Below are 20,880 nucleotides of genomic sequence, written 5' to 3'. Positions count from 1 at the left end.
TGACGAAGTCGTCAACCCCCAGACACAGGAGTCGCACCATGAGTTCATCGCAGCCAGATCCGGGTTTCACACCCACCGGCACCATCGCGAGCCCCGTCGATCGGCGTCGCGTCGTCTTCGCCACCGTCGTCGGCACGACCGTCGAGTGGTACGACTTCTTCATCTACGCGACGGCCGTCGGGCTCGTGTTCGGGCAGCTCTTCTTCGCACCGCTCGGCGCGGACAGCCTGCTCGTGGGCTTCGCCACGGTCGGCATCAGCTTCCTCTTCCGTCCCCTCGGCGCGTTCCTGGCTGGCCACTTCGGAGACAAGTTCGGCCGCAAGGTCGTGCTCATGTGGACGCTCATCCTGATGGGCGCCGCGACGGCGCTCATCGGCGTCCTTCCGACGTACGAGGCCATCGGCATCTGGGCGCCGATCCTGCTCGTGCTGCTGCGCATCCTGCAGGGACTGTCGGCGGGCGGCGAGTGGGGCGGCGCCGTCCTCATGGCCGTCGAGCACGCGCCGAGGTCGCGCCGCGGCGCGTTCGGCGCGTCACCCCAGATCGGCGTTCCCCTCGGCCTGCTGCTGGCGTCCGGTGTGATGGCGCTCATGGCGATGATCGCTCCCGGCGACGCGTTCCTCGAGTGGGGCTGGCGCGTGCCGTTCCTGCTGAGCGTCGTGCTGATCCTGGTGGGCTGGTACGTGCGCCGCCGCGTCGAGGAGAGCCCGGTGTTCACCGAGCTCGCCGAGCGCAAGGAGAAGGCGCAGACGCCGATCCTGCAGCTGTTCCGCAAGCACGCGCTGCTCGTCGTGATCGCCGCGCTCGTCTTCGCCGGGAACAACGCCGTCGGATACATGACCACCGGCGGGTACATCCAGGGATACGCCACGTCGCCCGACGGTCCGCTCGCGCTCGAGCGCGGTCCGGTGCTGTGGGCGGTCGCGGGCTCGGCGGTCACCTGGCTGCTCTCCACGCTCGCGGCCGGGTTCGTGTCGGACCGCATCGGTCGGCGCAGCACGTACATCATCGGCTGGATCCTGCAGCTGGGTGGGGTGTTCCTGCTCTTCCCGCTGGTGAACACTGGCGAGGTCGGGCTGCTGTTCCTCGGGCTCGCGATCCTCACGATCGGCCTCGGCTTCACGTACGGACCGCAGGCGGCGCTGTACTCGGAGCTGTTCCCGGCATCCATCCGGTTCTCGGGCGTCTCGATCTCGTACGCGATCGGCGCGATCTTCGGCGGCGCCTTCGCCCCGCTCATCGCGACGTGGCTCGTGAAGGAGACCGGAACGACGATGTCGGTGACGTGGTACCTCGCCGGCATGACCCTCGTGGGACTCGTCGCCACCCTGCTGCTGCGCGATCGCAGCGGCATCCCGCTCGGTCCCGACCACGAGGCGGAGCAGGCGGTCAGCCCCATTCGGGGTCTCGCGAAGGTCTGACCCGCCCGCCGGGATTCAGCTGTACGAAACCGACCTTCGGCGCCCCGCCGGAGGTCGATTTCGTAGAGACGAACGGGGGATGCCGCGGCTCAGCGCGTGCGCATGCCGTCGAGGGCGACGGCGACGATGTCGTGCGCGAGGCGGTCGGCGTCGACCGATCCGCCGGGGCGGTACCACTCGACGATCGAGTTGACCATGCCGAACACGAGCCGTGTGGCGACGGCGCCGTCGAGGTCGTCGCGCACGAGACCCTCGCGCTGCGCCTCCTCGACGAGGTCCGTCACGCGGTGGTCGAACGCGCGGCGTCTCTCGAGGGCGGCCCGCTCGACGTCGCTGTTTCCCCGCACGCGCAGCAGCAGCGTGACGTACGGGAGGCGCTGGACGAGCACGCCGACCGCACCGTGCAGCACCGCGGCGAGACGTTCGGATGCCGACCCCCGGCGTGCGTCCGGAAGCTCGAGCACGCCCTCGAGTCCGCTGAGCGCCTCGTCGACGGCGAGCGCGAGCAGCTGCTCCTTCGAGTCAAAGTGGTGGTACAGCGCCGACTTCGTGAGACCGAGGCGGGTCGCGACATCCGCCACCGACGTCGCGTCGTAGCCCTGCTCGTTGAACAGCTCCACCGCGATCGCGAGCACCTGCGCCCGGTCGTAGCCGGGGCGACCACGGCGTGGCGCTGCGGCGGCGCCGGGGCTGGTGGTGGCGGACATGCGCCCAGTCTTGCACCGCGCTCCCGTGCAGACCGTTCGTGGCCGGTACCGAGTCGCCAAGACACGCCGCGATCTCGCTGTCGCGGCCGGCGTGTCTTGGCGACTCGAGAGACCGTGACGCGCGATTCATTACTGAACGATCGGACAGGTATTATGGGGGCGGCCGCAACGGAGCGGACGAGAGGATGCCGATGAGTGACTCGCTGCGCGTCGAGACCGCTGACGACCGCGTCGTCGCGACCCTCGCACGCCCCGACGTGCGCAACGCGATCGACCAGGACATGATCGACGGTCTGCACGAGCTGTGCGCCGAACTCGAGTCGACCCCGCGCGCACTCATCCTCATCGGGTCGGGCGGCGTGTTCGCATCCGGAGCCGACATCGCGCAGCTGCGCGAGCGCCGCGCCGCCGATGCGCGCCGCGGCATCAACACGCACGCCTTCGAGCGGGTGCGCGCCCTCCCGATGCCCGTGATCGCGGCCGTCGACGGCTACGCCCTCGGCGGCGGGGCCGAGCTCGCGTACGCCGCCGACCTGCGCATCGGCACGCCGCGCGTCAAGATCGGCAACCCCGAGACCGGCCTCGGAATCATCGCGGCCGCCGGTGCCACCTGGCGTCTGCCGCAGATCGTCGGCGAGGCCCGCGCGGCCGAGCTGCTGCTGACGGGGCGCATCCTCGACGCCGACGAGGCCGTCGCGTGGGGTCTGCTGTCGTCCCTGCACGAGCCCGACGACCTCCTCGCCGCCGCGCACGCCCTCGCCGATCGCATCGCCGCGAACGATCCGCTCGCGACGCAGCACACGAAGCGCGCGCTCGCCGCGCCCGCGGACGCGCACCCCGGCATCGAGCTCGAGCTGCAGGCCGAGCTCTTCGAGAGCCCCGAGAAGGAGCGCCGCATGACCGCTTTCCTCGAACGGCGCCCGCGATGACCGCCGACGGCGTCCCGGCCCGGGTCGGCGTGCTCGGCGGGGGCCGGATGGGCGCGGGCATCGCGCACGCCTTCGCCCTCGCCGGCGCCGAGCTGGTCGTCGTCGAACGCGACGACGACGCGGCGGCGGCGGCATCCGCTCGCCTCCGCGCCAGCCTCGAGAAGGCCGTCGAGCGCGGATCCACGGCGCGCACGATCACCGACCTCGAGGGGGCGTTCACGACGGCGACGGATGTCGCGGCGTTCGCCGAGTGCGCGCTCGTGATCGAGGCCGTTCCGGAGGATCGCACCCTCAAGCTCGACGCCCTGCGCCGGGTCGAAGCCGTCGCCGGCGACGCGGCGCTCGCGACCAACACGTCCTCGATCTCGATCGACGACCTCGCCGCGGGACTCTCCCGGCCCGAGCGATTCCTCGGCCTCCACTTCTTCAACCCGGTGCCGCCGTCGGCCCTCGTCGAAGTCGTGATCGGGTCCGCCACCGCACCGGGTCTCGTGGACGACGCCCGCGCGTGGGTGGCGGCGCTCGGCAAGACCGCCGTCGTCGTCAGGGATGCGCCGGGCTTCGCGTCGAGCCGCCTGGGTGTCGCGCTCGCGCTCGAGGCGATCCGCATGGTCGAGGAGGGTGTGGCCTCGCCCGCCGACATCGACGCCGCGATGGAGCTCGGATACCGGCATCCGACCGGTCCGCTGCGCACGACCGACATCGTCGGTCTCGATGTGCGGCTGGGAATCGCCGAGGAGCTCCACGCGAAGCTGGGCGAGCGCTTCGCCCCGCCGGAGCTGCTGCGGCGCATGGTCGCCGAGGGCCGCCTCGGGCGGAAGACCGGCAGCGGATTCTACGAATGGAGCGACCAGTGACCGACACCCTCCCCAGCTATCTGCGCGAGCAGTGGTGGACGCCGACGGATGCCACAGCCGGCGTCGTCGTGCGCGACGCGTCGACGGGCGAGCCGGTGTGCCGCGTGAGCACGGACGGCGTGGACCTCGCGGGCGCGCTCGAGTATGCGCGCACGGTGGGGCAGGCGAGCCTCGGCGCGTTGACCTTCCATCAGCGCGCCGTGCTGCTCAAGCAGTTCGCGCAGGCGCTGACCGAGCGCAAACTGGAGCTGTACGACCTGTCCAAGCGCGCCGGTGCGACCGAGCGCGACTCGCTCAACGACGTCGACGGCGGCATCGGCGTGCTCTTCACCTACTCGTCGAAGGGCCGGCGGGAGCTGCCGAACGGGCAGGTCTACCTCGACGGTCCGGTCGAGGTGCTGTCGAAGGACGGCTCGTTCCTCGGCCGTCACGTCTACACGCGCCTGCCCGGCGTCGCCGTGCAGATCAACGCCTTCAACTTCCCGATGTGGGGCGCGCTGGAGAAGTTCGCTCCGGCCTTCCTGGCGGGAGTGCCGACGCTGGTGAAGCCCGCGACACCGACCGCGTACGTGGCCGAGGCGTGGGTGCGCATCCTCGTCGAGACCGGACTTCTCCCGGACGGATCGCTGCAGCTCGTGAGCGGCAGCGTGCCGGGACTCTTCGATCACCTGCGGCTCGGCGACCTCGTCGGCTTCACCGGCAGCGCCTCGACGGCCGACCGCCTGCGCGCGCACGCGTCGGTGCAGACCGGGGGAGTGCGCTTCACGAACGAGACGGACTCGATCAACGCCTCGGTGCTCGGCCCCGATGCCGTGCCGGGCACGCCCGAGTTCGACGCGTACGTGCGGCAGCTCCTTGTCGAGATGACGACCAAGGCGGGTCAGAAGTGCACGGCGATCCGTCGCGCGATCGTGCCCGCGGGACAGGTCGACGCGCTCGTCGACGCGCTGCGCGCGAAGATCGCCGAGCGCGTGGTGCTCGGCGACCCCCACGCCGCATCCGTGACGATGGGTCCGCTCGTGTCGCTCGAGCAGCGCGACGAAGTGCTGCGCAGCGTCGCCGCGCTCGTGGACGAGGGCGGCCGGCTCCTGCTGGGCTCCACCGAACCGCCGACCGTCGTGCGTGCGGACGGCTCCGCGGGTGTCGCCGATCAGGGCGCGTTCGTCGAGCCGCTGCTGATCGGCTTCACGGATGCCGCGGCCCCGGCCGTGCACCGCGTGGAGGCCTTCGGGCCGGTCGCCAGCGTGCTGCCGTACGACACCGTCGACGAGGCGGCCGACCTCGTGAGCCTCGGCGGGGGCTCGCTGGTGACGAGCGTCGCCACCAACGACCCGGCCGTCGCCGCCACCCTGCTCTCGCGCACCGCGGCGTACAACGGCCGCATCCTGTTCCTCGATCGCGACGACGCGCGCACCTCGACCGGGCACGGTGCGCCGGTGCCGCACCTCGTGCACGGCGGTCCCGGCCGCGCCGGCGGAGGCGAGGAGCTCGGCGGCATCCGCGCCGTTCTCCACCACATGCAGCGCACGGCCGTCCAGGGTTCGCCCGAGATGCTGACCGCCCTCACCGGCGTATGGCACCAGGGCGCGGCATCCCGCTCCGACCGTCACCCGTTCCGCAAGTCGCTGTCCGAACTCGCGATCGGCGACCAGGTCGTCTCGGGGTCGCGCCGGGTGACGCTCGACGATATCGAGACCTTCGCGAACTTCACCGGCGACCTCTTCTACGCGCACATGGACGAGGAGGCGGCGGCCGCCAACCCCTTCTTCCCCGGCCGCGTCGCGCACGGCTACCTGCTGGTGTCGTGGGCGGCGGGGCTGTTCGTCGATCCGGAGCCCGGCCCCGTGCTCGCGAACTCCGGCCTCGAGAACCTCCGCTTCGTCACGCCGGTGTCGCCGGGTGACGACATCCGCGTCGTGCTCACTGCGAAGCAGATCACGCCGCGCGAGACCGACGAGTACGGCGAGGTGCGCTGGGATGCCGTCATCCGCAACCAGGACGACGAGCTCGTCGCGACGTACGACGTGCTGACGCTCGTCGCCAAGGAGCAGGCCGAGGCGGTCGCGCCGTGAGCATCCCTTCGCGCGGTCGAAACCTGCGAACGCGGCTGAAGGCGTCGGCCGCGGATGCAGGTTTCGACCGCGCCTGCGGAGGGGTCGCGTCATGAGCGAGCCGCGACCGATGATGCAGCGCGACCGCGCGTCGGCTGCGCTGGGGATGGTCGTCGAGCGCGATGAGCCGGGCGAGTCCGTCGTCTCGATGCGCGTGCGCGAGGACATGACCAACGGCTTCGCCATCACCCACGGCGGAATGGTGTTCGCCCTCGCCGACACGGCGTTCGCGATCGCCTGCAACGAGGACGAGGACGTGACCGTCGCCGCCGGCGCCGACATCGCCTTCCTCAAGGCCACCCGCGCGGGACAGACCCTCACGGCCCACGCGCGCCGCCGCACGCTGTCCGGGCGCACCGGGCTGTACGACGTGACCGTGACCGACGAGACCGGCGACGTGGTCGCCGAGTTCCGCGGCCGGTCGTTCACGACGCGCCGCACGCACCCGGCCGAGTGACGAGGTAGACTTTACTGAACGAACGGTCTGTAATTGAGGAGTCGATGATGACTGCACCCACCCTTCGACAGGCTCGGGAACCGGCGACGGCCGCCCCCGATGAGGCCGCCGAGCAGGCGCGCTTCGACGACCTGATCGCCGCCGAGCAGCGCATCGAGCCGCGGGACTGGATGCCCGAGGCCTACCGCAAGACGCTGATCCGGCAGATCTCGCAGCACGCGCACTCCGAGATCATCGGCATGCAGCCCGAGGGCAACTGGATCACTCGAGCACCGAGCCTCAAGCGCAAGGCGATCCTCATGGCCAAGGTGCAGGACGAGGCGGGTCACGGCCTGTACCTGTACTCCGCCGCGCAGACGCTCGGGATCACGCGCGACGAGATGACGCAGCAGCTGATCGACGGCAAGGCGCGGTACTCGTCGATCTTCAACTACCCGACGCCGACGTGGGCGGACATGGGCGCGATCGGCTGGCTGGTGGACGGCGCCGCGATCTGCAACCAGGTGCCGCTGTGCCGTGCATCGTACGGTCCGTACGGTCGCGCGATGGTGCGCATCTGCAAGGAGGAGTCGTTCCACCAGCGGCAGGGCTTCGAGATCCTGCTGTCGCTCATGCAGGGCACGCCCGCACAGCGCGAGATGGCGCAGGATGCCGTGAACCGCTGGTACTGGCCGAGCCTCATGATGTTCGGTCCGCCCGACGACCAGTCCCCGAACTCGGCGCAGTCGACCGCGTGGAAGATCAAGCGGTTCTCGAACGACGAGCTGCGCCAGCGGTTCATCGGGATGCTGGTGCCGCAGGCCGAGGTGCTCGGCGTCACCCTTCCCGACCCCGAGCTGCGGTGGATCGAGGACGAGAAGCGCTGGCACACGAGTGAGATCGACTGGACCGAGTTCCACGAGGTGCTGCGTGGGCGCGGGCCGATGAACGCCGAGCGCCTGCGCAACCGGCGGAACGCGCACGAGGACGGCGCCTGGGTGAGGGAGGCTGCTGCCGAGTACGCGCGCAAGCAGGCCGTGCGCATGGAAGGGCAGGTGGCATGATGACGACCCCCGGTGCCTCGGCACGCGAGACGTGGCCGCTGTGGGAGGTGTTCGTGCGCGCGAGCCGCGGCCTCAGCCATGTGCACGCCGGCTCGCTGCACGCCCCCGACGCCGAGTTCGCCCTGCGCAACGCGCGCGACCTGTACACCCGCCGCGGCGAGGGGACGAGCGTGTGGGTCGTGCCCGCCGACGCGATCACGACGAGCGACCCGGATTCGAAGGGCGCCTTCTTCGAGAGCCCGGCCGGCAAGAACTACCGCCACGCCGTCTACTACACGGCCTCCGAGGGGGTGCCGCACCTGTGAGCGAGGAGTTCACCCACGGCGACGTCACGGTCGCCGAGACCGAGCTCTCCGCCGAGCTCGCCGGTGTCGACGGTCACGTCGCGTCGGCAGATGTCGCCGAGTACGCGCTGTGGCTCGGCGACGACGCGCTGATCCTGTCGCAGCAGCTCGGCGCCTGGATCGCCCGCGCACCCGAGCTCGAGGAGGACGTCGCCCTCGGCAACATCGCGCTCGACCTCCTCGGCCACGCCCGCTCGCTCCTGCACTACGCGGGCACGGCCGACGGGCGGACCGAGGACGACCTGGCCTACTGGCGCGACGAGCCCGAGTTCCGCAGCGCGTGGCTGTTCGAGCAGCCCAACGGCGACTTCGCCCAGACGATCGCACGCCAGCTGGCGGCATCCGTCTTCCAGTACGAGCTGTACACGGCACTGCAGCGGTCATCCGACGAGACGCTCGCCGCGATCGCCGCGAAGTCGGTGAAAGAGGTCGAGTACCACCGCGACCACGCCGTGCAGTGGACGCTGCGACTCGCCGGCGGCACGGACGAGTCCAGAGAGCGGATGCTGCGCGCCGTCGCCGACGTGTGGCCCTACGCCGACGAGCTCTTCCGTGACGAGCCGCTGATCGATCGGCTCGAGGGCATCGCAGTGCGCCCGTCGACCCTGCGCGCGCCGTTCGACGCGGTGATCGCGGCGGTCTTCGCCGAGGCCGGGATCGAGACGCCGGCCGGCTTCGCGTCATCCGGCGGCGGTCGTCGCGGATCGCACTTCTCGACCCTGGGCTACGTGCTCGCAGAGATGCAGGTGCTGGCGCGACAGCATCCGGGGGCGACGTGGTGACCGCGGTCGCCGGTGCTCACGCGCAGCCCGTACCGTTCTCAGGATCGGTGCCGCTTCCGGCCGCCGCGCCGGCGGAAATCCGCGGCCCTCGATCCGGCTCGGCCGCGACCGTCCTGAGTACGGTACGGGCGAGCGCGGCGACCGAGCCGGTGACGGCCGAGCGCGCGCGCCGCGTGGCCGCGGCCGTCGTCGACCCGGAGGTGCCGGTGCTCACGATCGAGGACCTCGGGGTGCTGCGCGACGTCTCGGTCGACGGGGGACGCGTGGCGGTGACGATCACGCCCACCTACTCCGGGTGCCCCGCCGTCGACACGATCCGCGACGACCTCGTGCTCGCACTCACCGACGCCGGGTTCGACGATGTCGCGGTGCGGGTGACGCTCGCGCCCGCGTGGACCACCGACTGGATGAGCGAGTCGGGCAAGGAGAAGCTGCGCGCGTACGGCATCGCGCCGCCGACCGGGCGCGCGGCCGCCGGCCCGGTCCGCGTCGCGCTCGCCGTCAAGTGCCCGCGGTGCGGATCGCTCGACACGAAGGAGCTCGCCCGCTTCGGCTCGACCTCGTGCAAGGCGCTCTACGAGTGCCGTGCGTGCCTCGAGCCCTTCGACCACTTCAAGGTGCACTGATGACGACCGACCACGACGTCGCCGAGGCCGAGCGCGTCGCCGACGCCCTGCTCGCGAGCGCGGTGGGAGGCCCCGCCCCCTCGGTTCGACGGCGCACCCGGTTCCATGCGCTGCGCGTCGCCGACGTGCGGCCGCTGACGGATGCCGCGATCGAGGTCACCTTCGAGATCCCGGCGGAGCTCCAGGGCGAGTTCGACTACCTCGCCGGTCAGCACGTCGCCCTGCGCACCCAGCTCGACGGTCACGAAGTGCGCCGCTCCTACTCGCTGTGCCGCCCGCCCGGCACCGACCTCGCGACGGGCGCGGGGTCGATCAGCGTCGCGATCAAGCGCGATCAGGGCGGCCGCTTCTCGACCTGGGCGCAGACCGAGCTGCGGCCCGGCGACGAGCTCGACGTGATGAGCCCGCAGGGCACCTTCACCTCGACGCTGGCCGAGCTCGATGGCGCTCATGTCGCGGGAATCGCCGCAGGCTCGGGCATCACGCCGCTGATGGCGCTCGCCGCGACCGTGCTCGCGCGGTCCGAGACCTCCCGATTCACCCTCGTCTACACGAACCGGTCCACGACCGACGTGATGTTCCTCGAGGAGCTCGCCGACCTCAAGGACCGCTACCCTTCGCGGTTGGCGCTGCACCATGTGCTCTCGCGCGAGCAGCGCGCCGCGCCGCTGCTGTCGGGCCGCATCGACGAGGAGCGCCTGCGCCGCATCCTGGACGCCCTCGTGCTTCCCGACACCGTCGACGAGTGGTTCCTGTGCGGGCCGTTCGAACTCGTGCAGCTGTGCCGCGACACGCTCGCCGACATCGGCGTCGAGCCCGCGCACGTGCGGTACGAGCTGTTCACGACCGGCGAGGCCGGCCGCGTCGAGGCGCCGTCCGGGCGGGCCGTGCAGGTGCGGGCGGACGAACCCGTGCTGCGCATCGAGGTCACTCTCGACGGCCAGTCGGCGACCGTCGAGAGCCCGGTGGCGGCGCACGAATCCATCCTCAACGCGGCGCTGCGCGTGCGGCCGGACGCGCCGTTCGCGTGCGCGGGCGGTGTGTGCGGCACCTGCCGCGCCCGGCTCGTCGAGGGCTCTGTGACCATGACCGAGAACTACGCGCTCGAACCCGACGAGCTCGAGCGCGGCTACATCCTGACCTGCCAATCGCACCCCACGACCGACCGGGTCGTGGTCGACTACGACGTGTGAGGACCCGCTCATGATCCAGCTGCAGATCGACGCCGCCGTCGCCGAGATCGCCCTCGACGCCCCCGAGAAGCTCAACGCCCTCTCGCTCGACGCGCTGGGGGAGCTGGATGCCGCGTACGCCGAGGCCGAGGCCGCCGGCGTCCGCGCGCTGGTGCTGCGCGGCGAGGGCCGGGCGTTCTGCGCCGGTCGCGACATCGCCGGCGTCGACCCGGCGACCGACGACGTGTCCGGCTACCTCGGCGCGGTCGAGGCGCTCATGCGGCGCATGGCCGCTTTCCCCGCCCCGACGTTCGCGGCCGTGCACGGCGCGTGCCTCGGTGTGGGGCTGGGGCTCGCGATCGCGACCGACGTGGTCTACGTCGCCGAGACCGCGAAGGTCGGGTCGCCGTTCGCGAACCTGGGGGCGCTCCTCGACTCCGGCGGACACGCGCTGCTGTACGAGCGGCTCGGCGCGCACCGCGCGCTCGACCTCATCTATACCGGGGAGCTGCTCACCGGTGCGGAGGCCGTCGCCGCCGGACTTTTCAGCCGCGTCGTCGATGCCGGCGAGGTGCTCGATTTCACGCGCGAACGCGCGCTGCGCGTTGCATCCGGACCGACGCAGGCGTTCCTCGCCTCGAAGCGGCTGATCGACAAGCTCCGCGACGAGCGGCTGTGGCGCGTCGTCGCCGACGAGACCCGCGGCCAGGCCGAACTTCGCGACACCGCGGACTACCGCGAGGGCTTCGCCGCGTTCGGCGAGAAGCGCCCGCCGGTCTTCACCGGGTCCTGACCGCCCACTCCCGCACTCGCGCACTCGCGCACTCCCGCACCTCGAGTCGCCAAGACACGCCGATATCGCGCGCAGACCGACGGCGTGTCTTGGCGACTCGGCGGCGCGTCAGGAGTTCACGCGAATGATCTCGTGCTGGTACGGGGCGACGACGGCCCCCGAGATGCGGCAGTCGAGCAGGAGGAACGGGCGGGATGCCGCATCCTGTCCACTCCACTCGGCGAGGCGATCGAGGTCTGACATCGAGCGCACGACCACGCCCTCGGCGCCGACGCCGGCGGCCAGCGCGGCGAAGTCGACCTCGGGGATGCGCATCGGATCCTCGGCGAGACCCTTCAGCCCGTACAGGTGCACCTCGGCGCCGTAGGCGGCGTCGTTCCACACGACGGCGATCCCGCGGCCGCCGGCGACGCGCACGGCCGTCTCGAGGTCGGCGAGCGCCATGAGTCCGCCGCCGTCGCCCGTGGTGAGGACGATGGTCGCCTCGGGCTGCGCGAGCGCCGCGCCTGCCACCGACGGGAATCCGAGCCCGATCGACTGGAACGCGGTGCCGATCATCATCATGCGATCGGGGGAGGCGACGGGCCAGTACATGTTCGCCCAGCCGATGAAGTGGCCGCCGTCCGACACGACCACGCGGTCATCGGGGAGGAGCTCGCCGATGCGCGCCGCGACCGAGCGCGGGTCGAGGCGGCCGTCGGGGGCGAGCCCGTCTCCGGCGTCGTATGCCCGCGCTCCGGCGATGTCGACGGACTCTCTCCAGCCGCTCGGTGCGGCGCCGCCGTCGCGGACCGCCGCGAGCACGTCGCGCGCGACCACGGCCGCATCTCCGCGCACGTATCCGCCGACGTGCGGGTGGGTCGCGGCCGGTGCGACGTCGACCTGGAACACGCGCGTGCCCGGCGCGAACAGGTCGCCGAAGCGCATCGTGAACTGGTTGAGCGACGCTCCGAACACGACCGCGACGTCGGCTTCGCGCACCAGGTCCATCGCGCCTTCCGCCCCGAATCCGCCGGTCACGCCGAGGTCGTACTCGGTCCGCGGGAACACGCCCCGCCCGAGCGCCGTCGAGGCCGTGACGGCTCCCACGGCATCGGCCAGTTCGCCGAGCACCTCGCCCGCGCCCGAGATCCACGCGCCGCGTCCGGCGAGGAGGAACGGATGCCGCGCCGAGGCCAGCGCCGCCGCCAGATCGTCGATCGCTCCCTGCGCGAAGGGTCCGGCGGGGGAGAGCGGCGCGGGCAGCCGGGGTTCGGGCGCCTCGGGCAGCGGCCCGGCGTCGCGCGACGCGACGTCGTAGGGAATCGCCAGCACCGTCGGCACCCGGTAGGTGAGCGCGTGCTCGATCGCGATGATCGTCGTGGCGGCGGCATCCGCTCGTCCGACGGTGTACGTGCGCGCACCGACCGCCGACGCGAGCGCGATCTGGTCGACGTCCCACGGTCGCGGGCCCGACGTGGGCTCGTCGCCGACGACGAGCACGAGCGGTACGTGCGCCTGCACGGCCTCGGCGAGAGCGGTCAGCGTGTTGGTGAACCCGGCGCCGTAGGTCGCGGTCGCGGCGGCGAGGCGGCCGGACGCGCGGTGGTGCGCGTCCGCGGCGACGACCCCGCCCGCCTCGTGGCGCACGGCTGTGAACGAGGCGCCGGTCGAGCGCTCGAGGGCGTCGAGGAAGTAGGCGTTGCCGTTGCCCATGACCCCGAAGACGTGGTCGATGTGGCGGGCGAGCGTGAGCGCGACGTGCGCGGATACGGTCGGCATGAGGGGACTCCTGCGAGACGAGAACGGATTCGAGGCCGTATGTGTCTCGCGCGTCCGCGCTGCGTGCCCTTTTTTCGAGCACCGGCAGGGTCGTTCCCGCCGGACGACACGAGTATGCCACACCCCCGGAGACGGCAGGATGGAGGCATGAGGACCATTCAGCTGCGCCGGTACACGCTCGTCGAAGGGGAGTACGAGGCCTTCGTCGACTGGTGGGAGGAGTGGATGCCGCATGTGCGCCCTGCCGCCGGCTTCGAGATCGAGTTCGCCTACGGCATCCCTGAGACGAACGAGTTCATCTGGGCGGTCAGCGCCGAGGGAGACGAGAGCGCCTTCCTCGCGCTGGAGGAGGAGTACATGGCCTCCGACGGTCGCGCCGCCGCGTTCGCGGGCGTGCCGCAGCGCGTCGCCGCGATGCTCATGACGTTCGCGACCTCCTACGCCTGACTCGCCGATCGAAATCGGGCGGGCGGCTCAGTCCCCGAGCGCCGCGCGGATGACGGCGGCCGAGCGCGTCAGTCGCGCGGCGATCTCGGCCGGCTCATGGCGGCTCGCGAGGTAGACGACCGCGATCGCGGCGGGTCCGCGGCCGCGGAGTTCGAGCGGAACGGCGACGGCTCGCAGGCTGGGGATGACCTCGTCGTGGCTCTCGAACCATCCCCGGGATGCGGCATCCGCCACTTCGTCCCGCAGGCTCGCGGCGGCTTCCGCCGGCCAGGACGCGCCGGGGACGAGGGAGAGGATCGCCTTGCCGGGGGCTCCGCGGGTGACCGGATGCCGCGTTCCCGGCCGCTGCGCGACCGAGGCGACGGAATGCCGGGGCTCGACGCTCGCGAGCGTGACGCACTCGTCATGGTCGAGAACGCTGAGGAAGCAGGTCATGCCGAACTCGTTCGCGACGTCCGTGAGTTCGGGCAGCGCCTCGGCCTGCAGATCGTGCGCGACGCCCGCCGCGAGGGCGGCCATGCGCGCGCCGAGCGAGACCCGGCCGTTGCCGTCGCGTGCGACGAGGCCGTGGTCCTCGAGCGTGCGGAGCAGGCGGTAGGCCACCGAGCGGTGCACGTCGAGGCGCCGCGCGAGGTCGTCGATCGACAGCGGCTCGCGCGCGTCGGCGAGCACTTCGAGGATCCGGATGCCGCGACTCAGCGTCTGCGAGGCGGGCGCGCCGCTCTCGGCCATCACGCGACCTCCCTTGCCCTATGGCGGGCGCTTCGTATACGATCTGTTCAATAGTAGAACGACGCGTTCGAATATAGAACACGAAGTCCCGCTTCCGCAACGATGACGTCGCACGAGGAGTCGCATGCAGTTCCACCACCACGGCTACGTCTCGGGCGAGCCCCGCATCCAGGACGCCGCCGGCACCGGCATCGACCGCCCCGCCGAGCTCCCCGACGAGCTGGACGTGCTCATCGTCGGCTCCGGTCCCGCCGGCATGCTGCTGGCGGCCCAGCTGTCGCAGTTCCCCGACGTCACCACGCGCCTGATCGAGCGCCGCGACGGCCGGCTCGTGCTCGGGCAGGCCGACGGCATCCAGCCCCGCAGCGTCGAGACCTTCCAGGCGTTCGGCTTCGCCGAGCGGATCGTCGCCGAGGCCTACAACATCGCCTACATGAACTTCTGGGGACCCGACCCCGAGAACCCGCGCAACATCGTGCGCACGGCGCGCACCGAGGACTACGCCTTCAAGATCAGCGAGTTCCCCCACCTCATCGTGAACCAGGCGCGCGTGCTCGACTACTTCGCCGAGGCCGCCGCCCACGGCCCTGGTCGCATCGTGCCCGACTACGGCATCGAGTTCGTCGGCCTCACCGTGCACGAGGCCGGGGAGTACCCGGTCGAGGTCCGGCTTCGCCACACCGCGGGCGAGCGCACCGGCGAGGAGCGCACCGTGCGGGCGAAGTACGTCGCGGGGTGCGACGGCGCCCGCAGCGGTGTGCGCGAGGCGATCGGCCGCCGGCATGTCGGCGAGATCGCGGCGCACGCGTGGGGCGTCATGGACGTGCTCGTGAACACCGACTTCCCCGATTGGCGCACCAAATGCGCGATCAACTCGTCGGCGGGCAACATCCTCCACATTCCGCGCGAAGGCGGCTACCTCAGCCGCATGTACATCGACCTCGGCGAGGTGGCCGAGGACGACGACCACCGCGTGCGCCGGACACCGATCGAGGAGATCATCCGCCGCGCGAACGAGATCCTCCACCCGTACACGCTCGACGTGAAGCAGGTGGCGTGGCACAGCGTGTACGAGGTCGGCCACCGCGTGACCGACCGCTTCGACGACGGCGACGGCGGACGTGCGCCGCACGTGTTCCTCACCGGCGACGCGTGCCACACCCACAGCGCCAAGGCCGGTCAGGGCATGAACGTCTCGATGCAGGACGGCTTCAACCTCGGCTGGAAGCTCGGCCACGTGCTGACGGGCCTCGCTCCCGCGTCGCTGCTCGAGACCTACTCGGCGGAGCGTCAGCCGGTCGCGCAGCAGCTCATCGACTTCGATCGCGAGTGGTCGTCGCTCATGGCGCGCAAGCCGGAGGAGATCTCCGACCCCCAGGAGCTCGCGACCTTCTACCTCGGCACCGCCGAGTTCCCGTCCGGTTTCATGACCCAGTACGGTCCGTCGATGGTCGTGACGGATGCCGCGCACCAGCCTCTCGCGGCGGGCTTCCCCCTCGGCAAGCGCTTCGCGTCCGTCGAGGTCGTGCGGGTGTGCGACGGCAACGTCGTGCATCTCGGCCACCACGCGAAGGCCGACGGGCGCTGGCGCGTGTACGCCTTCGCCGACGCCGCTCCGGCGGGCGAGGATTCCGCGCTCGCGGCCTGGGCGGACTGGGCATCGTCGCCGGACTCGCCCTTCGCGCGGCACACTCCAGCCGGAGCCGATGCCGATGCGGTGTTCGACGTGAAGGCGATCTACCAGCAGCGGTTCGAGGATGTCGACCTCACGGCCGTGCCCGACGTCTTCCTCCCGCGCACGGGTCCGCTCGGGCTCATCGACTGGGAGAAGGTCTACGCCGCCGCGCCCAGCGCCTGGAGCACCGACGACATCTTCGCCGAGCGCGAGCTCTCGCGCGACGGGGTCGTGGTCGTCGTGCGCCCCGACCAGTACGTCGCCGCCGTCGTGCCGCTCTCGGCGACCGAAGAGCTGACCGCGTTCTTCGCCGGCGCCCTGACCGATCAGCACGCGGTCGGCTGAAGCTGTCCAGCGGGGTGAACGCAACCCCGCCGCTGTACGTCGTGTATATCGGCCGACCGGCCGACGCGGGGCAGAATTGCCCCGAAGTCATCGAACAGGGATGCCGCGGCATCCGGAACCGACGAGGGAGTCCCCGTGACCGAGAACCGTGAGATCGAGCTGCTGGCGGCTGTGCCCGATGGGCTGTTCATCGGCGGCGAGTGGCGTGCGGCCGCGGACGGGCGGACGCTGAAGGTCTACGACCCGGCGACGGGTGCGGTGGTGAAGGAGATCGCGGACGCGTCGGCCGAGGACGGCAAGGCGGCTCTCGATGCGGCCGTCGACGCGTTCCCGGCGTGGGCGGCGACGCCGGCGCGGGAGCGGGCGGAGATCCTGCGTCGCGCGTTCGATCTGCTGCAGGAGCGCAAGGAGGACTTCGCGCTGCTGATGACGATCGAGATGGGCAAGCCGCTGGCCGAGGCGCGCGGCGAGGTCGGCTACGGCGGCGAGTTCCTGCGGTGGTTCAGTGAGGAGACCGCTCGTGTGCAGGGCCGGTACGGCGCGAACCCCGAGGGCACCGGGCGGATGATCGTGTCGCAGCATCCGGTCGGGCCGTGCTTCCTGATCACGCCGTGGAACTTCCCGCTCGCGATGGCGACGCGCAAGATCGCGCCCGCGCTCGCCGCGGGCTGCACGGTCGTGATCAAGCCCGCCGAGCTCACCCCCCTGACCACCCTCGCGTTCGCGAAGCTGCTCGAGGACGCCGGACTCCCCAAGGGCGTCGTCAACGTGTTCACGACGTCGACGTCCGGGAAGGTGTCCGAGCCGATCATCCGCGACCCGCGGCTGCGGAAGCTGTCGTTCACCGGGTCGACCGGGGTCGGTCAGCGGCTGCTGGAGCAGTCCGCGCAGGGTGTGCTGCGCACGTCGATGGAGCTCGGCGGCAACGCCCCGTTCGTGGTGTTCGAGGACGCCGACCTCGACAAGGCGGTCGACGGTGCGATGCTGGCGAAGTTCCGCAACATCGGGCAGGCGTGCACCGCCGCGAACCGGTTCATCGTGCAGCGGTCGGTGGCGGACGAGTTCGCGCGCCGGGTGACCGAGCGGGTGCAGGGCATGAAGATCGGCCGGGGCACCGAGGACGGCGTCGCGATCGGCCCCCTCATCAACCAGGACGCCGTCGACAAGGCCGCCTCGCTCGTCGCCGACGCCGTGCAGCGCGGCGCGCAGGTGCGCACCGGCGGCAACGAGATCGAGGGGGCGGGCACGTTCTACGAGCCGACCGTCGTCACCGACGTGCAGCCGGGCAGCGACATCCTCCGCGAGGAGATCTTCGGTCCGGTGCTCGCGATCGTCCCGTTCGACACCGAGGACGAGGCCGTCGCGATCGCCAATGACACCGAGTACGGGCTGGTCTCCTACGTCTTCACCGAGAGCCTCACCCGCGGTCAGCGCATGATCGAGCGCCTCGAGACCGGCATGATGGGCCTCAACGTCGGCGTGGTCTCCAACGCCGCCGCCCCGTTCGGCGGCTGGAAGATGTCGGGCCTGGGCCGCGAGGGCGGCGCCGAGGGCATCCACGAGTACCTCCAGACCAAGTACACGCTGACGGCCAACCCCTTCGCCTGACCCTTCACTCGCCAAGACACGCCGGCCGGGGAAGGCATGCGCCGGCGTGTCTTGGCGACTGACGTCTGTCGGGAGCGCGCGGCATGATGGGGGCATGGATGCTGCGTCCGTGCGAGAGGCGAGGCTCAGGTCGCATCGGCTGAGCGCGCCCGCCGCGTCCGTCGCCGAGGCGGCGTCGCACATGCTGGCGACCCAGGGGCAGGAGTTCTGGGGCGGTCGATGGGCGCTCGCCGCTCGCACGCGTGGGCGCACCACCGTGCGCGACGTCGACGCCTCGTTCGACCGCGGAGAGATCGTGCGTTCGTGGACGATGCGCGGCACGATCCATGTCATCCCGCCGCGGGACCTCGCCTGGGTGCTCTCGCTCACGGGGGAGCGGCAGGCGCGGCAGGCTGCGGCGGTCCGGCGGGCCGAGGCGATCGACGACGACGAGCTCGCCCGCGCCGAGGTCCTCACGCGGGCGGCGCTCGCCGGCGGCAACCGCCTCACCCGCAAAGAGCTGTTCGCGGTGCTCGACGCCGGCGGCGTCAGCACGGCGCATCAGCGCGGCTATCACCTGCTCGTCGCGCTCTCGCTGCGCGTCGTCGTCTGCCAGGGGCCCGTCGTCCCGCGCGAGAGCGGGCCCACGCGCGAGCAGTACATCGTCCTCGCCGAGGAGTGGGTAGCGGATGCCGCGTCCCCCGCCGATCCGCTCGCCGAGTTCTTCTTCCGCTACATCGCCTCCCACGGCCCGGCCGGCGCGCGCGACTTCTCCTGGTGGTCGGGGCTCCCGCTCGGAGTCTCGCGCACCGCCGCCGAACAGGCATCGGATCGCCTCACCCTCGTCGGCGACGACCCTGAGCCCCAATACGTCGCCGCGCCGGCGCCGCGGCGCTCGGCCGCAGCTCCCGGGGTGGTCGCGCTGCCGCCGTTCGAGGAGTACTACCTCTCCTATGCCGACCGGACGATTCCGTGCGCCCCGGAGTTCCTGCGGGCGATCGGACCGAGCATGAACGGGATCGTGCGGCCGATCATCGTCGCGCGCGGAGAGGCCATCGGCGTATGGACCCATTCGCTCGCGGTGGGGCGTCACGCCGACGATCCCATCCCCGAGCTCTTCACCGCCGGCGCGGCGACCGCAGAAGAGGTCGCCGCCGCGCTCGACCGGTACCGCGACTTCATCACCGCGTAGCCGCGCGGCCTCGATTTGGCCCGGATCGGGGCTTCGCGTAGACCGGGAGATCGTTATCCGACTGAGCCCGAAATCCACTCCACATTGCGCATCAGTGGCCGTTGACGTGTACGAATGAGCCACCTCGCCGCGCCGAAGTCCCGTGCGGATCAATTGAACGCGAAGGACATCGCGATCGCACCGCAGACCAGAATTCCGAGCGCGATCAGCATCGCCCCAAGGCGTCGGCTGGAGAATCCGACCCATACTGTGGCCAGTGAGACTGACAGAGCCGGCGCGACCGATGCTGCCGCTATGACGAACGCCGCGACTGCGTCACCGCCAATGAGACCGAACATGAAGATGGCGGCCCCCCACAGGAGGGAGATCACGACGAGTCCGACCCCGACCGCACGAGCCGTGCGGGGCCACGGGAGTCGGCCCTTGCCTCGTCCGCCCAGCACCAAGACCATCCCCACTGCTCCGAGCGCCACGACGCTGAGAGTGATGTACTGCCACCAGATTTGCGCTCGATGGTCCGCGTTGTACCGCCAAGGGACTTCGCCCGTTGCGCCTAGCCAAGCGAGTGCCAAGGTGATCGCGGCTAACGCGGTGAAGACGATCGCAGCAGCAAACGTTCGGGCAGGCGCCGGTGTCTCCGCAATCATGGTCATACCTTGTCCCACAGAGCATCCGCAAAGCCAGCGGCGACCGCATCCGCGTCGGTACCCGTCGGCTTCGGAACACTGATCTTCACGTCGATGGGCGGGCCGGCGACAGAGTCCGGCCCCGGACCGAAAGTTGAGCGTCAATTGGCCTCGGAGCAACCCTCGCCCAACCGTCCCCGTTCCCGACGAAGGTCCAGAGCGTTCGCGATCGGCGTCGTAACTGCCTGCGCGCTCAGTGGGCTCGGCCTCGGCTCAGCCGGTGTCGCCTTCGCCTCGAGCGCGCTCTCTTCGGACTCGAGCGCAACTCCCACGGAAGAGCCGCGGATGCTCACGCGTCAGGAGGTTTCGACAGAATGGGCGAAAGCCGTAGCCGCTTCGAAGCTCGAGCTCCCGCCGGGAATGAACTTTCCCTCGACGCCGCCGACATTCTTCGATGGAGAGCCGGGCATGGTCTACCTCTACGAGGCGCCGCTAGTGGATCACTTCGTCATGAACTTTTGGCGTTGCTCGTGGATCAGCACTGAGCTCAAGGCTGCGCGCTCGAAGGTCCCTATCGACTCTGCGCGCTTCGAAAAGGTCAACGAGCAGTACCGACTCTCATTGCCGGAGAGCTCGCGCGCCGAGTTCGACCTGTACATTGCAGGTGCGCCGAAGTGGGCCAGATCAGTTGGCCGCGAGGCGGACGACGCCGTGGCCCTCATTTACGAGGCGGACTGTGCGTCGCTGACCGGAGAGGTGACGAAGTAATGACTGGTGCAATCGCTCAGCGCGGGACGGTCTTGCTGACAGGGCCAAGCCCGAGCGGTGGGGTTCGACCCTTGGCTACGCGGGTTTTCCTGGCTTCCCTGCTTGTGGGAGCCCTCTTCGCGGGAACCTCGACCGCATCGCAGGCTGCAACCGCCAGCCTCCGCGGGACGCACGCCGGCAATGAGGTACAGCAATGGTGGGTACCGCGAACGAACAGCTACGCCCGCAACCTCATGTCAACGCAGATCACCTCCGTCGGCGGCGGCGCGTCTCTCGTGCTTGGGGTACGGAACACAAGCGGTGTGCAGATTGCAAAGGCAGAGGGTTCGCCGAACACCGCGTGGCGTGCGTTCGTGAAACCAAACGGCTCTTCGGCGATCCCTGGCGGAACCTTTTACATGAATTCCCGATTCACTTCGAGCTCCTCCTTGCAGTTGTCGTTCACAGCGAACCTCTCGTACAACAACTACACGGCGGCACCGCTGTGAGCCGGGTGAAGCTGCGG

General features: G+C 70.8%; 20 protein-coding genes. 16 read left to right on the top strand and 4 right to left on the bottom strand.

Annotation, left to right across the window (positions count from 1 at the left end; genetic code table 11):
* The first annotated feature begins 38 nt into the window (after positions 1-38).
* Complete coding sequence (locus OL358_RS02395) at positions 39-1,421, top strand: MFS transporter (protein WP_264708340.1); 1,383 nt, start codon at positions 39-41, stop codon at positions 1,419-1,421.
* A gap of 89 nt (positions 1,422-1,510) precedes the next feature.
* Here OL358_RS02395 and OL358_RS02390 read toward each other — a convergent pair whose 3' ends face one another.
* Positions 1,511-2,128 carry a TetR/AcrR family transcriptional regulator gene (locus OL358_RS02390; RefSeq protein WP_264708339.1) on the bottom strand — a complete coding sequence of 206 codons (618 nt, stop codon included), beginning with the start codon at positions 2,126-2,128 and terminating at the stop codon, positions 1,511-1,513.
* Positions 2,129-2,319: 191 nt separating this feature from the next.
* Here OL358_RS02390 and OL358_RS02385 point away from each other — a divergent pair, with 191 nt between their 5' ends.
* The 10 genes from OL358_RS02385 to OL358_RS02340 all read left to right on the top strand — a co-directional run bounded on the left by OL358_RS02385 (position 2,320) and on the right by OL358_RS02340 (position 11,242).
* Complete coding sequence (locus tag OL358_RS02385; protein ID WP_264708338.1) at positions 2,320-3,057, top strand: enoyl-CoA hydratase/isomerase family protein; 738 nt, start codon at positions 2,320-2,322, stop codon at positions 3,055-3,057.
* A complete protein-coding gene (locus OL358_RS02380; protein ID WP_264708337.1) occupies positions 3,054-3,914 on the top strand; it encodes a 3-hydroxyacyl-CoA dehydrogenase family protein in 861 nt (286 codons plus the stop codon). The genes OL358_RS02385 and OL358_RS02380 overlap by 4 nt, the downstream gene beginning before the upstream one ends.
* Positions 3,899-5,986, top strand: a complete 2,088-nt coding sequence (paaZ, locus tag OL358_RS02375) for a phenylacetic acid degradation bifunctional protein PaaZ (protein WP_413631333.1) — start codon at positions 3,899-3,901, stop codon at positions 5,984-5,986. The genes OL358_RS02380 and paaZ overlap by 16 nt, the downstream gene beginning before the upstream one ends.
* A gap of 91 nt (positions 5,987-6,077) precedes the next feature.
* Positions 6,078-6,482, top strand: a complete 405-nt coding sequence (paaI, locus tag OL358_RS02370) for a hydroxyphenylacetyl-CoA thioesterase PaaI (RefSeq protein ID WP_264708335.1) — start codon at positions 6,078-6,080, stop codon at positions 6,480-6,482.
* A gap of 44 nt (positions 6,483-6,526) precedes the next feature.
* Complete coding sequence (paaA, locus tag OL358_RS02365) at positions 6,527-7,525, top strand: 1,2-phenylacetyl-CoA epoxidase subunit PaaA (RefSeq protein WP_413631332.1); 999 nt, start codon at positions 6,527-6,529, stop codon at positions 7,523-7,525.
* Positions 7,525-7,830, top strand: a complete 306-nt coding sequence (paaB, locus tag OL358_RS02360; protein ID WP_056119062.1) for a 1,2-phenylacetyl-CoA epoxidase subunit PaaB — start codon at positions 7,525-7,527, stop codon at positions 7,828-7,830. Before paaA ends, paaB begins: the two co-directional genes overlap by 1 nt.
* Positions 7,827-8,651 (top strand): 1,2-phenylacetyl-CoA epoxidase subunit PaaC, encoded by an 825-nt coding sequence (gene paaC / locus OL358_RS02355; RefSeq protein WP_264708333.1) that lies wholly within the window; start codon positions 7,827-7,829, stop codon positions 8,649-8,651. The genes paaB and paaC overlap by 4 nt, the downstream gene beginning before the upstream one ends.
* Before the next feature lie 113 nt (positions 8,652-8,764).
* Positions 8,765-9,277 carry a 1,2-phenylacetyl-CoA epoxidase subunit PaaD gene (gene paaD, locus OL358_RS02350; RefSeq protein WP_413631484.1) on the top strand — a complete coding sequence of 171 codons (513 nt, stop codon included), beginning with the start codon at positions 8,765-8,767 and terminating at the stop codon, positions 9,275-9,277.
* The gene (gene paaE, locus OL358_RS02345; RefSeq protein WP_264708331.1) at positions 9,277-10,470 is read left to right on the top strand and encodes a 1,2-phenylacetyl-CoA epoxidase subunit PaaE; all 1,194 of its coding nucleotides are present in this window, start codon (positions 9,277-9,279) and stop codon (positions 10,468-10,470) included. Before paaD ends, paaE begins: the two co-directional genes overlap by 1 nt.
* Positions 10,471-10,480: 10 nt before the next feature.
* Entirely contained in the window at positions 10,481-11,242 is a 762-nt protein-coding gene (locus OL358_RS02340) for an enoyl-CoA hydratase/isomerase family protein (RefSeq protein ID WP_264708330.1), read from the top strand.
* A 108-nt stretch (positions 11,243-11,350) separates the two neighbouring features.
* Here the strand turns inward: OL358_RS02340 and OL358_RS02335 are convergent, their stop codons facing one another.
* The gene (locus OL358_RS02335) at positions 11,351-13,003 is read right to left on the bottom strand and encodes a thiamine pyrophosphate-binding protein (protein WP_264708329.1); all 1,653 of its coding nucleotides are present in this window, start codon (positions 13,001-13,003) and stop codon (positions 11,351-11,353) included.
* A 147-nt stretch (positions 13,004-13,150) separates the two neighbouring features.
* On the opposite strand from OL358_RS02335, the gene OL358_RS02330 reads away from it, so the two are divergent.
* On the top strand, positions 13,151-13,450 hold the full coding sequence (locus OL358_RS02330) for a hypothetical protein (RefSeq protein WP_264708328.1): 300 nt from the start codon (positions 13,151-13,153) through the stop codon (positions 13,448-13,450).
* A gap of 27 nt (positions 13,451-13,477) precedes the next feature.
* Here the strand turns inward: OL358_RS02330 and OL358_RS02325 are convergent, their stop codons facing one another.
* On the bottom strand, positions 13,478-14,182 hold the full coding sequence (locus OL358_RS02325) for an IclR family transcriptional regulator (RefSeq protein ID WP_264710217.1): 705 nt from the start codon (positions 14,180-14,182) through the stop codon (positions 13,478-13,480).
* 124 nt (positions 14,183-14,306) lie between these two features.
* On the opposite strand from OL358_RS02325, the gene OL358_RS02320 reads away from it, so the two are divergent.
* The 3 genes from OL358_RS02320 (at position 14,307) to OL358_RS02310 (ending at position 18,981) form a co-directional block, all read left to right on the top strand.
* Entirely contained in the window at positions 14,307-16,202 is a 1,896-nt protein-coding gene (locus OL358_RS02320; RefSeq protein ID WP_264708327.1) for an FAD-binding monooxygenase, read from the top strand.
* Positions 16,203-16,337: 135 nt separating this feature from the next.
* Entirely contained in the window at positions 16,338-17,810 is a 1,473-nt protein-coding gene (locus OL358_RS02315) for an NAD-dependent succinate-semialdehyde dehydrogenase (protein ID WP_264708326.1), read from the top strand.
* A 94-nt stretch (positions 17,811-17,904) separates the two neighbouring features.
* Positions 17,905-18,981 (top strand): winged helix DNA-binding domain-containing protein, encoded by a 1,077-nt coding sequence (locus tag OL358_RS02310; RefSeq protein ID WP_264708325.1) that lies wholly within the window; start codon positions 17,905-17,907, stop codon positions 18,979-18,981.
* A 149-nt stretch (positions 18,982-19,130) separates the two neighbouring features.
* On the opposite strand, the gene OL358_RS02305 is transcribed toward OL358_RS02310, so the two are convergent.
* A complete protein-coding gene (locus OL358_RS02305) occupies positions 19,131-19,634 on the bottom strand; it encodes a hypothetical protein (protein WP_264708324.1) in 504 nt (167 codons plus the stop codon).
* A 318-nt stretch (positions 19,635-19,952) separates the two neighbouring features.
* On the opposite strand from OL358_RS02305, the gene OL358_RS02300 reads away from it, so the two are divergent.
* Positions 19,953-20,375, top strand: a complete 423-nt coding sequence (locus OL358_RS02300) for a hypothetical protein (protein ID WP_264708323.1) — start codon at positions 19,953-19,955, stop codon at positions 20,373-20,375.
* The last annotated feature ends 505 nt before the right edge of the window (positions 20,376-20,880 follow it).

This window comes from Microbacterium sp. SSM24 (genome assembly GCF_025989145.1).
Lineage (GTDB): Bacteria > Actinomycetota > Actinomycetes > Actinomycetales > Microbacteriaceae > Microbacterium.
This window is presented reverse-complemented; position numbering and strand designations above follow the sequence as displayed.

Excerpts from the sequence above, each read along its gene's own strand:
- OL358_RS02395 (WP_264708340.1), top strand. The coding sequence starts at position 39 with ATGAGTTCATCGCAGCCAGATCCGGGTTTCACACCCACCGGCACCATC.
- OL358_RS02390 (WP_264708339.1), bottom strand. The coding sequence starts at position 2,128 with ATGTCCGCCACCACCAGCCCCGGCGCCGCCGCAGCGCCACGCCGTGGT.
- OL358_RS02385 (WP_264708338.1), top strand. The coding sequence starts at position 2,320 with ATGAGTGACTCGCTGCGCGTCGAGACCGCTGACGACCGCGTCGTCGCG.
- OL358_RS02380 (WP_264708337.1), top strand. The coding sequence starts at position 3,054 with ATGACCGCCGACGGCGTCCCGGCCCGGGTCGGCGTGCTCGGCGGGGGC.
- paaZ (WP_413631333.1), top strand. The coding sequence starts at position 3,899 with ATGGAGCGACCAGTGACCGACACCCTCCCCAGCTATCTGCGCGAGCAG.
- paaI (WP_264708335.1), top strand. The coding sequence starts at position 6,078 with ATGAGCGAGCCGCGACCGATGATGCAGCGCGACCGCGCGTCGGCTGCG.
- paaA (WP_413631332.1), top strand. The coding sequence starts at position 6,527 with ATGATGACTGCACCCACCCTTCGACAGGCTCGGGAACCGGCGACGGCC.
- paaB (WP_056119062.1), top strand. The coding sequence starts at position 7,525 with ATGACGACCCCCGGTGCCTCGGCACGCGAGACGTGGCCGCTGTGGGAG.
- paaE (WP_264708331.1), top strand. The coding sequence starts at position 9,277 with ATGACGACCGACCACGACGTCGCCGAGGCCGAGCGCGTCGCCGACGCC.
- OL358_RS02340 (WP_264708330.1), top strand. The coding sequence starts at position 10,481 with ATGATCCAGCTGCAGATCGACGCCGCCGTCGCCGAGATCGCCCTCGAC.
- OL358_RS02335 (WP_264708329.1), bottom strand. The coding sequence starts at position 13,003 with ATGCCGACCGTATCCGCGCACGTCGCGCTCACGCTCGCCCGCCACATC.
- OL358_RS02330 (WP_264708328.1), top strand. The coding sequence starts at position 13,151 with ATGAGGACCATTCAGCTGCGCCGGTACACGCTCGTCGAAGGGGAGTAC.
- OL358_RS02325 (WP_264710217.1), bottom strand. The coding sequence starts at position 14,182 with ATGGCCGAGAGCGGCGCGCCCGCCTCGCAGACGCTGAGTCGCGGCATC.
- OL358_RS02320 (WP_264708327.1), top strand. The coding sequence starts at position 14,307 with ATGCAGTTCCACCACCACGGCTACGTCTCGGGCGAGCCCCGCATCCAG.
- OL358_RS02310 (WP_264708325.1), top strand. The coding sequence starts at position 17,905 with ATGGATGCTGCGTCCGTGCGAGAGGCGAGGCTCAGGTCGCATCGGCTG.
- OL358_RS02305 (WP_264708324.1), bottom strand. The coding sequence starts at position 19,634 with ATGACCATGATTGCGGAGACACCGGCGCCTGCCCGAACGTTTGCTGCT.
- OL358_RS02300 (WP_264708323.1), top strand. The coding sequence starts at position 19,953 with ATGCTCACGCGTCAGGAGGTTTCGACAGAATGGGCGAAAGCCGTAGCC.